The organism is Burkholderia sp. AU45251 (assembly GCF_030482905.1).
In the GTDB taxonomy this organism is placed as follows: Bacteria; Pseudomonadota; Gammaproteobacteria; order Burkholderiales; family Burkholderiaceae; genus Burkholderia; species Burkholderia aenigmatica.
On the sequence record NZ_JAUJQH010000027.1, the window covers coordinates 35493 to 49390 of the forward strand.

A 13898-nucleotide genomic window follows, 5' to 3' on the forward strand; every position below is an offset into this window, starting at 1 on the left:
GGCGATGTCGCTTTTCATCAAGTTCCGGCCCGTCGCGCGCGGCAGAGTAATGGTTCGCGAGGGCCGCGCCCGCGCGCCCTCGCTCAATCGGCCGGCCCGGCCTTGATCGGTATCGCGATGACTTCACGGAACATGCAAGCGGCGGCGGTACCCGCGCCGCATCGGGTGGGGCTGCTGGTGATGCCCCAGTTCTCCCACCTCGGGCTAGCGCTCGTGATCGAGGCCATGTCGCTCGCGAACTGGCTGGCCCAGCGCGTGCGTTACGAGTGGACCGTCCTGTCGATCGACGGCGAACCCGTGGATGCCACGAACGGCATGTGGACGCCGACGCGGCCGATCGGCGATGCGCGCGGCGGATTCACGACGATCTTCGTGATCGCGAGTTTCGACGCGCAACGTCACGCGAAGCATCGCGGCGTGAAGACCTGGCTGCAGAACCAGATGGCCTTCGGCACGCAGATCGGCGGTATCGAGACGGGCACCGAACTGCTTGCGGCGGCCGGCTTGCTGCAGGGCCGTCCGTCGGCCGTGCACTGGGACAACGTCGAAGGCTTCCAGGAGGCTTATCCGAAGGTCGGCGCCACCACGCGGCTCTACACGATCGAGCCGCGCGTCATCACCTGCGCGGGCGGCACGGCGATCATCGACATGATGCTCGAATGGATCGGCCGGTCGGAGGGCGCCGAGCTCGCGCGGGAGATCGCCCGTCACCTGCTGCATGCGAAGCTGCGCGGCGCGGACGCGCTGCAGCTCGCGGAGGGCGAGGCCGCGCCGGCCTCGACGAGCATGACGGTGGCGAAGGCAGTCAGGCTGATGCGCGAGTCGGTGGCGGAGCCGATGTCGTGCGAGTCGCTTGCGCAGGCGGTCGGGCTGTCGAAGCGGCAGCTCGAGCGTCACTTCAAGCGGCATATGGCGACCGCGCCCTTGCAGTACTACCTGAGCCTGAGGGTGGCGACCGCGCATCAATTACTGCAGCAGACGGAGCTGAGCGTATCGCAGGTGGCCGCGGCGACGGGCTTCGAATCGATCGAGCATTTTTCGCGCGTGTACAAGTCGCGGTTCGGATGCCCGCCGAGCCGCGACCGGTCGCAATCGTGGGCGGCGCCGGTGATGCGTCACCGGGCGCCGGCGGCCTGACGCGTGTGCTGCCGGGCGGGCCCGTTCCGGCGGCGCGCGGGATTGGGGCGCAAACGCCGTTCCGGGTCCACGGCCAAAGCTGGTATCCTGACCGCACCACGTTCACGCGGGAGGATGCCATGGCAGCCAAGGAAGTCTCGAAGAAAAAGTACTTGAAGATCCTGAACAAACGCCTGCGCGCCGAGCCGGATGCCCCGGCCGGCGCGTCGTTCGCTTTCTACCCGCTGGGTGCGAAGGCGAAGCAGGCGACGGGCGTCGCGTCCAGCGAGCCGCGCAGCAAGCGCGAACTCGCGAAGATGGCCGCGATCCAGCGCAAGGCGGCGGAAGAGTTCGTCGTCACCGGCGCCTAGGCCGCGCCATCGTCGTTTGCGCGGCCGCGTGGCGGGCGCGCAAACGGCTTTTCCTGTCGATATCGATTGGATGCCGCGCGGGCGAACCGGCCCGCGCGCGATGGTTTTTGCCGGCTTTTTTCCCGTTACGCGGCCGCCGCCTCGCAATGCGCGATCGCGCCGGCGAGCACGCGCGGGATGTCGTGCGTGATGGCAGGGCCGTGCATCGGCAGGATCACGTCGAGATCGAGCGCCTGGATCCGGCGCAGCGCACTCGCCAGATGGGCGAGCGACGGCAGGTAGTCCGAGCGCCGGATCGAATCGAGAATCGCCGGCAGCGGGTCGTCCGCCGCTTCGTCGCCGAAGCGCATCAGGATGTCCGACGACAGCAGCGCCTGGTACGCCGGCAGGTACACGACCAGCGCATCCCACTGATGGACATGCTTCGTGAAGATCGGCACGACGTCGACACCGGAAATCGTCGTCGGCTTGCCGTCCTTCAGCGGCTGCGCGCGCACACCGAAGATATCGGCCAGCCCATGCGTGCAGATCGGATGCGCATACGCGACGAGCGCCGGATTGGCCGCGAGGAAGTCGGGCAGGGCGCCCATCTCGTCGACTTCGAAATGCGGAACGATCACGCTGCTCACCATCGACGGCGTGATGCCGACGGTCGCGAGGCTCGCGGTCAGTTGCGGAAAATTGGAACGCGTGCCCGTTTCGATGCAGACGACGTCGCCGTTCGGCGAGCGGACGAAGAACTGGCTGAAGCCGAGTTTCAGCGTGTCGATATAGGTCGTTGCGCGAAACAGGCCGCTGCGGATTTCTTCGATACGGGCGTTGTCCATCGATGCAATCCTTGCGCGGGCAGTGGGGGCCGGACACCACCGTCGCGCGATCGCCGCGATGCGCCGGGCAGGCGCGCGACCCGGTGCCTCGACTCAGTCTAGCAGTGTCGGTCCGGCCGCGAATCCTGTCAGTTCACGCAGCAGCCGGCCGGGCGTAGCGCTGAACGCCGTCCCGGCCGTCATGAACACCCAGGCTGATCCGGCGCTCAGGAGATCTTGTCCGCCGCCGCGTATTGGCCGCTGCCGCCCGTTTCGTCGCCCGCCGCGAGCTGTTCCAGCGCGAGACCCTTCGTCTCGATCCCGAGCGTCCACACGGCGAACGCGGCCGCGACGAACGACAGCGCGCCGAGCGTGAATACGCCGCCCTGGCCGAACACGGGCAGCACGACACCGACCACGTAAGGCCCGATCAACGAGCCGACGCGCCCGATCGCCGACGCAAAGCCCGAGCCCGTCGCGCGCGCGCCGGTGCCGTACAGCTCGGGCGTATACGTGTACAGCGCGGCCCACATCCCGAACAGGAAGAACTGCATCGCGAGGCCCGTGACGATCAGCAGCGTCGTGCTGCCGCCGTACAGCGCACTTTGGCCGTATGCGTAGGCCATCACGCCGCCGCCGAGCAGCGACGCGATGCAGGTCGGCTTGCGCCCCCAGCTTTCGACGAGCCACGCGGCGCACAGGAAGCCCGGCACGCCGCCGAGCGAGATCAGCACCGTGTAGAACACCGATTTCGTGACTTCGAAGCCGGCCTGCTGCAGCAGCGCGCCGAGCCACGACGTGAGGCCGTAGAAGCCGAGCAGCGCGAAGAACCACAGCAGCCACACCATCACCGTGCGGCGGCGGTACGCGCCGCTCCAGATCTCGCGCAGCGCACCGCGCCCGCGGGCGACGACCGGCTCCGCGAGCCGCGACGGCGGCGGCAGCGTCGTGACGCCGGCCGAGCGCATCACCTTCGCCTCGATCGTGTGCATCACCGTGTCGGCTTCCGTGTGCCGGCCCGCATGCTCGAGCCAGCGCGGCGATTCCGGCACGATGCGGCGCACGACGAGCACGAACACGGCGGGAATCGCGAGCAGCGCGAACACCGTGCGCCAGCCGAACTGCGGCAGCACGAAGTACGCGACGATGCCGGCCGTGATGAAGCCGAGCGGCCAGAAGCCGTCCATCAGCGCGATCAGGCGGCCGCGCTTCTCGGTCGGCACGAATTCGGACAGCAAGGTTTGCGCGACCGGGAATTCCATGCCCATCCCGATCCCGAGCAGCACGCGGTAGACGATCAGCGCGTCGACGCTCTGCGCGGTTGAGCACAGGTAGGACGCGGCGCCCCACAGCACCATGCTCCACTGGAACACGGGCCGGCGGCCGAAGCGGTCGGCGAGCAGGCCGGCGACGGCCGCGCCGAGCACCATCCCGAAGAAGCTCGCGCTCGCGACGAGGCCGGCGGCCGCGGTCGACAGCCCGAACTCCTTGCGGATCGAGCCGAGCACGAAGGTCATCGTGCCGAGGTCGACCGAGTCGAAGAAGAACGCGATCGCGATGATGAAGAAGATCCGCTTGTGATAGCCGGAGAACGGCAGGCGTTCGAGCCGGGCGGCGGCGGAGGCGGGAGCGGTGGCGGCGGGCATGGCGTCCTCTGAAATGAAAAGGGGCCTCGCAGCGCATGCTCCAAGGCCCCGATGCTTCGGTATTCAGTAGACGCGACCACAAACTGCCGCATCAGAGGAAAAGCGCCGCCTGCTTGCCCAAATGCGTCATCGGCGGCGGCGCGTGCGGCTTCAATTCTTCAGCTTGTAGCCGGTGCGGAACATCCACGCGACGATCGCCAGCAGGATCACGAGGAACAGCGACGTCGCGCCGAGGCTGACGCCCACGTGCACGTCGGCGATCCCGTAGAACGACCAGCGGAAGCCGCTGACCAGGTAGACGATCGGGTTGAACAGCGTGACGACGCGCCACGCGGGCGGCAGCATGTCGACCGAATAGAAGCTGCCGCCGAGGAACGTGAGCGGCGTGATGATCAGCAGCGGCACGAGCTGCAGCTTCTCGAAGCTGTCGGCCCAGATGCCGATCACGAAGCCGAACAGGCTGAACGTGATCGCCGTCAGCACGAGGAACAGCACCATCCAGAACGGGTGCAGGATGTGCAGCGGCACGAACAGGCCGGCCGTCGCGAGGATGATCACGCCGAGCAGGATCGACTTCGACGCGGCCGCGCCCACATACGCGATCACGATCTCCCAGTACGACACGGGCGCGGACAGGATCTCGTAGATCGTGCCCGTGAAGCGCGGGAAGTAGATGCCGAACGACGCGTTCGAGATGCTCTGCGACAGCAGCGACAGCATCACGAGCCCCGGCACGATGAACGAGCCGTAGCCGATGCCGTTTACGTCGCTGATGCGCGAGCCGATCGCGGAGCCGAACACCACGAAGTACAGCGACGTCGAGATCACCGGCGCGATGATGCTCTGCATCAGCGTGCGGCGCGTGCGGGCCATTTCTGCGCGGTAGATCGCGCGGATTCCATGCAGGTTCATGCGTCAGGCTCCTTGCTGCACGCCGTTGCGGCGGTTGTCGATCAGGCTGACGAAAATGTCCTCGAGCGAGCTCTGCGTCGTATGCAGGTCGCGGAAGCCGATGCCGGCCGAGCCGAGCGCGTTGATCAGCGTCGCGATGCTCGCGTCGTCGCGCTGCGAGTCGTACGTGTAGACGAGCGCGGCGCCGTCGTCCGCGCGTTCGAGCCCGAACGGCGCGAGCGCGGGCGGCACGTCCGCGAGCGGATGCTCGAGCTGCACGGTGAGCTGCTTCTTGCCGAGCTTGCGCATCAGCTCGCGCTTCTCCTCGACGAGCACGAGCTCGCCGCCGAGGATGATGCCGATCCGGTCGGCCATTTCCTCGGCTTCCTCGATGTAGTGCGTGGTCAGCAGGATCGTCACGCCGCTCTCGCGCAGCGAATCGACGAGCTTCCACATGTCGCGGCGCAGCTCGACGTCGACGCCGGCCGTCGGTTCGTCGAGGAACAGGATGCGCGGCTCGTGCGACAGCGCCTTCGCGATCATCACGCGGCGCTTCATGCCGCCCGACAGCGTCATCAGCTTGTTGTCGCGCTTGTCCCACAGTGACAGCGCCTTCAGCGTCTTCTCGATATGGGCGGGATCGGGCGCCTTGCCGAACAGGCCGCGGCTGAACGACACGGTCGCCCAGACGGTCTCGAACGCGTCGGTCGTCAGTTCCTGCGGCACGAGGCCGATCATTTCGCGGGCCGCACGGTATTGATCGCGGATGTCGTGGCCGCCGACCGTCACGCGGCCTTCGGTCGGCGTGACGATGCCGCAGATCGAGCCGATCAGCGTCGTCTTGCCGGCGCCGTTCGGCCCGAGCAACGCGAAGATCTCGCCGGGGCGGATGTCGAGGGTCACATGCTTCAGCGCCTGGAAGCCGGACGCGTAAGTCTTGGAGAGGTCGGAGACGGAAAGGATCGGTTGCATGCTCACGGATGGCACGGCCGGCCGGCGTGACGGCATGCGCCGCGCGTGCCCGGTGCCGCCGCCGCTGTGCAGCGGCCGGGACCGGGGACGGCATGGCGAACGGGCGTCATGTCGAACGGCGTTGTGGTGCGGGATCGCGGGATCGCCATATTAGCAATCGATAGATGGAAATGCATGCTGGTGGAAAGGACGCGCGTTGCCGGTGTCCGATTTGCGCGAATTGCCGCGGCATTATTTAATAAAACGCTGTTTTATTTGCGCCAGGTGAACAATTTGTGCCGTTTTCGACGAAGCGGGCGGCGATTGCATTCCGGCGCGGCTGGCAGGCCGACTGTGCCGCCCGAACGCCGTCGCGCCGTACCGGGACGGCATGCGCGGCGCTCGCGATAATGCGTTCCTTTCATCGTTCATGGAGCGGGGCGCATGTCTTTGATCGATTTCAAATCTGTGGCGGCTGCGCAGGCCGTCGCGTGGAAATCCACGATCGTTGGCGAGGTCGGGCCGGCCAGGATCAAGGTACTGCGCATGGATGCGCAGGCTTACGAGGCGGAAGTGCACGACTACAACGAGGGGCTGCTGGTGCTGGACGGCCGGATGATGCTCGAGGTCGCGGGCGAGACGGTCGTCGTCGAGGCCGGGCAGATGTACCTCGCGCTCGCCGGCACGCTTCACGCGGTGCTGCCGGGCAGCCACGGCACGCTCGCGATCATCGACGTGTAAGGTTGCGCTGCAGCATCGATACGGCCCGTCGCGGGCCGGCCAGCAAGGCCGGGCGCGGGTTGGGCGTCGTTGTTCAAACGCGCGTTGGATGGGGCAGGTATTTGTCTGAGCAAATAAATCGAAGGCTGTTTGAAAAACTGTCAAATCCCCTGCACGCGCTAGGATTGCGCGGTTTCGGTCGTTTGGAACTCTGCATCCATTTACTTGTGGGTATCGTCCGATCATAGTTTCCACAAACGACGCATCACGATAACGAATCAAGCGTACGTACGGAGACCAATTCATGAGACGCCTATCCGCGGGGCCAGTCGGACTGCCGTTTCCCGTTTTTTCGCTGAATGCAGGCGCGATGCAGATCGCGTCCCTGCGTTGTCATTTCGCCGTGTAGCGGCGAACCACTTCCCGTTTCGATCGTTCCGACGGCGCCGTGCCGCATGACGGCGCTGCGGGAGCGCGCTTGTCTGCCGCCGCGGCGTATGCCGCATTTGCCTGACCGGCATCGCGGCCGCCTTGCGCACACCGTCATGCGCCGCGCGTTCGTGCGGCGGCGCGATACCAACCGGCGGGCCATGCAGCCTGTCCGGACGAGACTTGTCGTACCTGAAAAGGAGGGGTTGATGATTTGCATTCCTGAATGGCGGAAAGCGATCCTGTCATGCGCGGTCGTCGTTTTGCCGTTCGTCGCCGGTTGCGGCGGCGGCGACGACCCGGGGCCGATCACCGTGCCGCAGTGCTCGGGGAGCGCATGCGGGCCGAGCGGTGCCGAAACGACGCCGCCTGTCGTGACGAAGCTGTGTCCGGACGCGCTCGATTACACGACGACCTACACGGGCGGCGCGGGCAGCGGCGAGTACGTGAAGGTGAAATTCGACACGACGAAGCTCACCTATCAGATGCAGTTCCTCGAATCGTCGGTGCCGACGTCGGCAGGGCAGGTCAACAATACCCGCGCGGGCCTGACGATCAGCGGGTCGTTCCATCATCCGACCACCCTCCCGACCGCCGAGCAGAACCGCTGCGCGTTCGTGCTCGACAACGGCGCGACGAGCAACGGCGCGTATGCGGTGACGATCAACCGCGCGGATCCGCCGATGCTGTTCGTCGGCAATGGCGTGGTGGGTGGCGGGATTCCGGGGGCGACGATTGCGTACAAGGGTATCGACCTCGGGACCCCCACGCCCATCGGCTACGTGCCGTCGCGGACGTTCGACTTCTATCCGTTCATCGGCTTCATCGAAACGGAAACCGACTTTTCGAAGGTCGCCGGCAATTACAACGAGGTCGGCATTCATCTGTCACCGCTCGGCGGGGGCGGGCAGAGCACGGCCGGTCTGGTCGGCTGGGAGCCGGACGTCGTCAACTGGAACCAGACGCTCAATGCGGACGGCTCATGCACGATCACGCAAGGCAGCGACTACTCGTGCCAGACGACCGGGACGCCGTGGACACTGCGCAAGAACGCGGACGGGTCGGCCGACAATGTGTTCGTGAGCAACGGGCTGCCGAACGCGTTTGGCGTGGTCTCGTATCCGATGGCGGGGCAGGGGGCGTCGGTCATCCTCCTTGCATCGAGCCAGGCCAAAGGCATCATGATCGTCGGCAAGCTGAACGGCGTGCGGATACCGGTCGTGATTCGTGTCGGCTATACGTATGTCGATACGGCCAATCCGCTCGTGTCGGTCGCCGATGCCGAAGTCGGGATCTCGATGCTGTCGTCGGCCACCGCGATTGCCGCCAATTCGCTGAAGGGCGGTTACATCGGCGCGACCAGCGCATCCGCCTGCGGCGTCGTGACGTCGCTCGGCGTTACGAGCTTCTACCCGGCGGCAGGCCCGAGCTTCGATCCCAAAGTGCCGCACCCGGAGTTGCCCGGCAAGTTCATCGACGGCAACTTCATGTCTGAAGCAGGAACCTGCAACGACGGCACTGCCGTGTCGACGATGGCCGCGAACTATACGTCCACGCTGTTCCAGGGCAATACCGCGGCGTTCATCGATCCGCAGACGTCGTCGGTGACCTCGCAGTTCGCGCTCGACTATACGCAGGCCACGCCCGGCAAGATCAAGGTCACGGCCACGCAGGACTTCAACGCGAAGGGGGCGAGCGGCAACGTGGCGATCTTCAGCAAGGGCGACACGGGCTGGCTCGTGACGGCCGGCAACGTCTACGCGATGGTCGTCAACAACAACAAGGTCAACCCGTTCTTCACGGTCGGCGCGTTCGTCCAGTGACCCTGCATTGAACACGTAACACCGGCGGCGCATGCGTCGCCGCCGGCGAATCGAATTTCAAGAGGATTCCTATGAATTTGAAACAATGGATGGCCGCGGCGTCGCTCGCGCCCGTGCTGGCCGCGTGCGGCGGCGACGGCGACCCGCCGCCCGCGCCGGTGGTCCGGCTGTGCCCGCAGACGATCGACTACAACACGGTGTTCATCGGCGGGTCGGGGTCGGGTGAGCTTGTGAAGGTGCAGCTCGACACGACGAAGATGACGTACCGGATGACCTACCTCGCATCGCCGGTGCCGACCACCGCGGGCACCGTGCAGCCGACCCGCGATATGGCCCCCGCCAACGTGGTCGACGGCACGCTGGCCGACGAAACGGGGCTGCCGACGGTGAAGCTGAACCAGTGCACGTTCCGGATGCAGAACGCGAGCCTCGACCCGAGCCGGCCGGCGCGGCTGTTCCTCGGCGAAGGCGTGCTGGGCGGCGCGATCCCCGGCGCGACGATCCAGTTCGACGGCGTGATCGGCGTCGGCAAGATCCCGAAGACGACATTCCCGTACTACCCGTTCATCAGCTTCTCGTCGCTGGAAACCGACCTGACGAAGATCGCCGGCACGTACAACCAGCTCGGCTATCACCAGGTGCCGTCGCAGAACTTCCAGCCGGTGGCGCTCGACCAGAAGGTGACGATCAACGCGGACGGCAGCTATACGGAAACCGACAACTTCGGCAAGAAGAACGGCGGGCAGCCGCTTGCGTCGAGCGCAACCGTGAACCAGCCGTTCACGCTGCGCCCGGATGCGCCGGCGTTCCAGTCGCTCAACTATCAGCCGCAGATTCCGCCGACGCTCGCCGCGCTCGATCCGGCGAAGGCCGGCAAGGGGATCCTGATCGTCGGCAAGCTGCGCAACCAGCTCGTGCCGATCTTCATCCGCACCGGCGCCGCCAACGCGGACCTCACGCAAGGCCCGCCGAGCGCGGACGACGAATCGGGCATCTCGTTCCTGAGCCCGCAGACGGCGATTACGCAGGGCTCGCAGGACGGCGAGTACACGGGCGTCGACAGCGCGTTCAACTACCGTGCGACCGCGCTCATCGGCGCGCAGGCCACGCTGCTCGATCCGTTCAACGCGTCGCAGGCCGCGCTGACGCGCGCGCTGAACCTCGACTACACGCAGAAAGTGCCGGGCGTCGTGACGACCGTGCATGCGGACGCGGCGTCGGGGCCGGCAACCGGCAAGTTCGTGTTCACCGGTGGCGTGTTCGGGTTCCTCGACATGGTCGATACGAGCAACCCGTACTTCACGGTCGGCGCGTTCGTGCAGTGACCGCATGTGGATGGAGACACGGCGGCGCCGCGCGCGGATGCGCGGCGCCCCGACAGAATGAGGGGGAGACTTCATGAAGAAGCTGATTGTCGCGGGTGTCGTCGCAGGCGTGTCGACGCTCGCATCGGCCCAGCAGGCGGGCGACAACGTCGCGACGCTGGGCTGGCTGCACATCATGCCGCAGGATTCGACCAACGGGCTGACGACGAATCTCGCGAGCATGCCGATCAACGGGCCGCTGCGCCTGCCCGGTTCGTTCACGTCGCCGGGCACGAGCCTGACGGTCAACAACGCCGATACGGTCGGCCTCACGCTCACGCACTTCTTCACCGACCACATCGCGGTGACGTCGGTGCTCGGCGTGCCGCCCGAGTTCACGCTGACCGGCCACGGCGTGATCAAGCCGCCGGGCCCGGCCGGCGCGCTCGGCAACGTCGACATGGACAAGTCGGCGAACCAGCCGGCCGTGAAGAACGCGCGGCAGTGGAGCCCGACGGTCATCCTGCAGTACTACTTCAACGCGCCGACGGCGCGGTTCCGCCCGTTCGTCGGGATCGGCGTGGCCTACAGCTGGTTCAGCAACATCGAACTGAACGGCAACTTCGCGAAGGACATCAACGAGAACCTCGGCAGCGTACTCGCGGCCGGCGCTGGCAAGCCGGGTGCGACGTCGGTGGAGGGCAAGGCGTCGTCGTCGTTCACGCCGGTCTACAACGTCGGCGCGAGCTATGCGATCGACAAGCACTGGGGCGTAACGGCGACGCTGACCTACATGCCGCTGAAGACGTACTCGTCGCTCGTGATCAAGGCGGCCGACGGCTCGACGCTCGCCACCACGCGCACGCGGCTGAAGGCCGATCCGCTGATCACGTTCGTGGGGATTTCCTACAAGTTCTGAGCCGTCCGGCGCGCATGACGCGCGCCGGCGGTTTCCTGCGACCGGCTGGCCGGACCCTTCCGGCCGGGAGATCGCGTTCCTGGCGGCGTGCCGCCATTTGTGAAGAGAGGGGGCAGTTCAAATGAGCATTCGCAAAATCGTATCGCTTGTTGCTGCAGTGGCTTTCACCGCGGTTTCGGCCGCGCCTGCTTTCGCAGTCACCGTTACGCGGGCCGATGGCCAGGCGATGAACCCGAACGGCGAGCCGTTCTCGGCGACCGGGCTCACGAACCTCAGCAAGGGATCGATCAGTGCGGCGTGTAACGCGACCTTCAACGGCACGATCACGTCAACCGGCATCGTCAACATCACGTCGACGACGTTCTCGGGCGGCGCGACGTGCGGGCTGATCAGCGGCAGCGCGAGCAGCACGTCGCCGTGGACGGGTCAGGCCGACAGCACGACGCAGCTGACGATCAACAACGTGAAGGTGAACGTCACGCTGCTCGGCGCCTGCGGGCCGAGCAAGGTCGTGACGGCGTGGAGCGATACGAACTCGTCGCTGACGTTCAACAGCGCCGTGCTGACGCCGGATTGCACGGTGGGCGGCACGGTCCTGACGTCGCCGAAGTTCCACGTGCAATAAGCGTCGCGGATCGAAGCGGGTACCCGCCGCGCGCGAGGGCCGTGCGGTATGCGCGGCGGGTTTCCGCGGTTTCGATGGGTTCGTGCTGTCGCGTGTATCGGCGCGGCGGCCGGATTCGTTCGGCAGAGCGGTCGTGTTTCTCGTGTAAGGCCGCCACATATCAAGAGAGAGGGCCGTACAGATGAACATTCGTCAAATTGCATCGCTTGTTGCTGCAGTGGTGTTCACCACGATTTCGGCTGCGCCCGCTTTTGCGGTGACCGTGTCGCGCGCGGATGGGCAGCCGATGAATCCGAACGCCGAAGCGTTTTCTGCGTCGGGGGTGATGTCGCTGACCAAAGGTGCGATCAACACGGTTTGTACCTTGACGTTTAACGGGACGATTACGCCGGCAGGTATCGTCAATGTCACGTCGGCGCAGTTCAACGGGGGCAACTGGTGCCCGTTTGTCAGCACTACCGCGAGTAGTGCGTCGCCGTGGACGGGGCAGGTGGAAAGCGCGACGCAGATTTCGATCGACAACGCACAGGTGAGTATCAAGTTGCTCGGAACCTGCGGGCCCGGCAAGGTTGTTGAGGCATGGAACGATTCGAAATCGTCGCTGACGTTCAACAATGTCGACTTGACACCGGATTGCAGGTTGGCCGGCGAGCTCGTGACGTCGCCGAAGCTCCACGTGCAGTAAGCATCGCGGAGCGAAGCGAGGTGCACGCCGTGCGCGAGGGCCGCGCGGCACGCACGTGTGTTCCCGCTTTCTCGACGCATTCGTGTCGTCGCGCGTATCGGCGCGACGGCCGGCTGACCGCCCGTGTCGCAATCCGATCCGGGTGGACATGCAGGGCTGGCGCGGCGTGCCGCGCTGCCCGATTCGATTGAAACAACACCATTCCAATTGGCCGGAACTATCCCGGAAGACCCATGCTTACCGATCCAGCAAAGTATGGCGATGCCCGCGGCGCGACGCCTGACCGGCTGCGCACGGCCGCGTGGCTGCAGTACCTGATCGAGCGACTCGACGCTGCCGCGCGCGCGGCGGAGGCGGGTGACGCCGACGACACGACTGTCCTCGCGTCATACGCGCTGCGCGTGCGAGCCGGCACGACCCTGTCCCGAGAAGCAACGGCGATGCTTCACCGGCTCGCGCCGTGGACTGCATCGGACGGCGGCGCCTGCGCATGCGACCTGACCGACCCGTTCGGTGCGTGCTCGCACGTGCCTTCGATGCAGCAACTAGACGAAGCCGAACGCAGCTGCCCCGGCTCGCGCGCCGCGTTCGACACCGCGTACGGTGTGATCGATGCGTGCGCATTCGACGATCCCGATGTCGGCTGGGCCGCGCTCGAGCGGATTGCCGGCGGTGTCGAATGCTGCGGGGGCGATGACGGTGAATGTACTGAACATGAAAAGAGCGCGCAGGGCGACACGCCGCCTGCGAAGAACCTGAGAGAGAGGTTGGCCGTCGCCGCGGCGGCGAGTGGGGAAACGTCGGCCATGCCTGGCGCCGTCATCGACGCGATCGTGCTGCGCGCGTGCGGGCCGCGTGACGATGCATCGCGCATCGACGAGATGGCGGCGCTCGTGGCGTTCTCGGCCGCGCTTGCTGCCGGCGACGGGACCTCCGTTGCCGCGTATGGCGGTCAGCACAACCTCGTTGCGCGGGCGATCCGCATGCATCGCGCGGATCTCGCGTCGGTGGACGGGCTGCTCGCGGCGCTTTCCGTGTGCAGGCTCGATCAACTCGTCGGTGGTGGCAGTTTCTGGGCTTGCTACCTGCTGGCGGGCATCGTGATCGCGGCGCCGGAGGCCGTGCGGGAAATCGGTGGCCGCTTTCATGGCGACGAGTGGCAGGCATGGCTCGATCATGTGCTCGCCTGGCCGGCAGTGAGCCGCTTCGGGCCGAAGGAGGACGCCGCGTTCGAGCGCCTGCGTGGCGCAATGAGCCTGACCTCGCGATGGAATCCGATCGTCCGCGGGAAACGGATGGGGAGGCGGGCCGTTGTGACGTCATGATTCGGCGAACAGGGGGCCAAGGCGGGCGGATGCACCGCCTGTGCCGAACCAATACGCAAGGATTCCAAACGATCTGTGCGCGAGCCGCCTGGTTCGCGCCGAAATGCCGGGCCCCGTTCGCACGTGCGAGCGGGCGTCAGGCGGCGGCACGCCAAGACGTCATGGCGTCGGTGTGTACACTGGCCACGCGCCTTGCCACGCCATCTTGACCGCGTGCGTGTCACCCCCGATCCGGGCGCCATCGACCGAACGCAGTATGATTCCGCAGACGATGCCGGCGATCGCGT

General features: G+C 66.3%; 13 protein-coding genes. 9 read left to right on the forward strand and 4 right to left on the reverse strand.

Going from position 1 to position 13898, the window contains the following annotated elements; all coding sequences use genetic code 11:
- Positions 1 to 117: 117 nt before the first annotated feature.
- Positions 118 to 1137 carry a GlxA family transcriptional regulator gene (locus QZM67_RS33395; protein ID WP_301809947.1) on the forward strand — a complete coding sequence of 340 codons (1020 nt, stop codon included), beginning with the start codon at positions 118 to 120 and terminating at the stop codon, positions 1135 to 1137.
- A gap of 119 nt (positions 1138 to 1256) precedes the next feature.
- Positions 1257 to 1487, forward strand: a complete 231-nt coding sequence (locus tag QZM67_RS33400) for a hypothetical protein (protein WP_041493471.1) — start codon at positions 1257 to 1259, stop codon at positions 1485 to 1487.
- Between the two features lie 125 nt (positions 1488 to 1612).
- On the opposite strand, the gene QZM67_RS33405 is transcribed toward QZM67_RS33400, so the two are convergent.
- From QZM67_RS33405 to QZM67_RS33420, 4 genes are all read right to left on the reverse strand, one after another.
- Complete coding sequence (locus QZM67_RS33405) at positions 1613 to 2314, reverse strand: MBL fold metallo-hydrolase (RefSeq protein ID WP_301809950.1); 702 nt, start codon at positions 2312 to 2314, stop codon at positions 1613 to 1615.
- A gap of 206 nt (positions 2315 to 2520) precedes the next feature.
- Complete coding sequence (locus tag QZM67_RS33410; protein ID WP_089451978.1) at positions 2521 to 3939, reverse strand: MFS transporter; 1419 nt, start codon at positions 3937 to 3939, stop codon at positions 2521 to 2523.
- Positions 3940 to 4089: 150 nt separating this feature from the next.
- Positions 4090 to 4851 (reverse strand): ABC transporter permease, encoded by a 762-nt coding sequence (locus QZM67_RS33415; protein ID WP_011354149.1) that lies wholly within the window; start codon positions 4849 to 4851, stop codon positions 4090 to 4092.
- Between the two features lie 3 nt (positions 4852 to 4854).
- On the reverse strand, positions 4855 to 5802 hold the full coding sequence (locus QZM67_RS33420; protein WP_175021187.1) for an ABC transporter ATP-binding protein: 948 nt from the start codon (positions 5800 to 5802) through the stop codon (positions 4855 to 4857).
- Between the two features lie 423 nt (positions 5803 to 6225).
- Between QZM67_RS33420 and QZM67_RS33425 the strand changes: the two genes are divergently transcribed.
- The 7 genes from QZM67_RS33425 (at position 6226) to QZM67_RS33455 (ending at position 13611) form a co-directional block, all read left to right on the forward strand.
- Positions 6226 to 6522, forward strand: a complete 297-nt coding sequence (locus tag QZM67_RS33425; RefSeq protein WP_011354152.1) for a cupin domain-containing protein — start codon at positions 6226 to 6228, stop codon at positions 6520 to 6522.
- 617 nt (positions 6523 to 7139) lie between these two features.
- On the forward strand, positions 7140 to 8753 hold the full coding sequence (locus QZM67_RS33430) for a DUF2957 domain-containing protein (protein ID WP_301809955.1): 1614 nt from the start codon (positions 7140 to 7142) through the stop codon (positions 8751 to 8753).
- Positions 8754 to 8824: 71 nt separating this feature from the next.
- Positions 8825 to 10078, forward strand: coding sequence for a DUF2957 domain-containing protein (locus QZM67_RS33435; RefSeq protein ID WP_175021189.1), 1254 nt, complete (start codon positions 8825 to 8827; stop codon positions 10076 to 10078).
- 73 nt (positions 10079 to 10151) lie between these two features.
- Positions 10152 to 10976: an OmpW family protein gene (locus QZM67_RS33440; RefSeq protein ID WP_301809957.1), complete on the forward strand. Its 825-nt coding sequence runs from the start codon at positions 10152 to 10154 to the stop codon at positions 10974 to 10976.
- Positions 10977 to 11097: 121 nt separating this feature from the next.
- A complete protein-coding gene (locus QZM67_RS33445; protein WP_043180516.1) occupies positions 11098 to 11601 on the forward strand; it encodes a hypothetical protein in 504 nt (167 codons plus the stop codon).
- 181 nt (positions 11602 to 11782) lie between these two features.
- Positions 11783 to 12286, forward strand: a complete 504-nt coding sequence (locus tag QZM67_RS33450; RefSeq protein WP_175021190.1) for an activator protein — start codon at positions 11783 to 11785, stop codon at positions 12284 to 12286.
- Between the two features lie 233 nt (positions 12287 to 12519).
- Complete coding sequence (locus tag QZM67_RS33455; protein WP_301809960.1) at positions 12520 to 13611, forward strand: hypothetical protein; 1092 nt, start codon at positions 12520 to 12522, stop codon at positions 13609 to 13611.
- The last annotated feature ends 287 nt before the right edge of the window (positions 13612 to 13898 follow it).

What these genes read in the sequence shown, in the direction of transcription:
- QZM67_RS33455 (WP_301809960.1), top strand. Translation starts at nt 12,520, where the DNA reads ATGCTTACCGATCCAGCAAAGTATGGCGATGCCCGCGGCGCGACGCCT.
- QZM67_RS33400 (WP_041493471.1), top strand. Translation starts at nt 1,257, where the DNA reads ATGGCAGCCAAGGAAGTCTCGAAGAAAAAGTACTTGAAGATCCTGAAC.
- QZM67_RS33415 (WP_011354149.1), bottom strand. Translation starts at nt 4,851, where the DNA reads ATGAACCTGCATGGAATCCGCGCGATCTACCGCGCAGAAATGGCCCGC.
- QZM67_RS33435 (WP_175021189.1), top strand. Translation starts at nt 8,825, where the DNA reads ATGAATTTGAAACAATGGATGGCCGCGGCGTCGCTCGCGCCCGTGCTG.
- QZM67_RS33450 (WP_175021190.1), top strand. Translation starts at nt 11,783, where the DNA reads ATGAACATTCGTCAAATTGCATCGCTTGTTGCTGCAGTGGTGTTCACC.
- QZM67_RS33410 (WP_089451978.1), bottom strand. Translation starts at nt 3,939, where the DNA reads ATGCCCGCCGCCACCGCTCCCGCCTCCGCCGCCGCCCGGCTCGAACGC.
- QZM67_RS33425 (WP_011354152.1), top strand. Translation starts at nt 6,226, where the DNA reads ATGTCTTTGATCGATTTCAAATCTGTGGCGGCTGCGCAGGCCGTCGCG.
- QZM67_RS33430 (WP_301809955.1), top strand. Translation starts at nt 7,140, where the DNA reads ATGATTTGCATTCCTGAATGGCGGAAAGCGATCCTGTCATGCGCGGTC.
- QZM67_RS33440 (WP_301809957.1), top strand. Translation starts at nt 10,152, where the DNA reads ATGAAGAAGCTGATTGTCGCGGGTGTCGTCGCAGGCGTGTCGACGCTC.
- QZM67_RS33420 (WP_175021187.1), bottom strand. Translation starts at nt 5,802, where the DNA reads ATGCAACCGATCCTTTCCGTCTCCGACCTCTCCAAGACTTACGCGTCC.
- QZM67_RS33445 (WP_043180516.1), top strand. Translation starts at nt 11,098, where the DNA reads ATGAGCATTCGCAAAATCGTATCGCTTGTTGCTGCAGTGGCTTTCACC.
- QZM67_RS33395 (WP_301809947.1), top strand. Translation starts at nt 118, where the DNA reads ATGACTTCACGGAACATGCAAGCGGCGGCGGTACCCGCGCCGCATCGG.
- QZM67_RS33405 (WP_301809950.1), bottom strand. Translation starts at nt 2,314, where the DNA reads ATGGACAACGCCCGTATCGAAGAAATCCGCAGCGGCCTGTTTCGCGCA.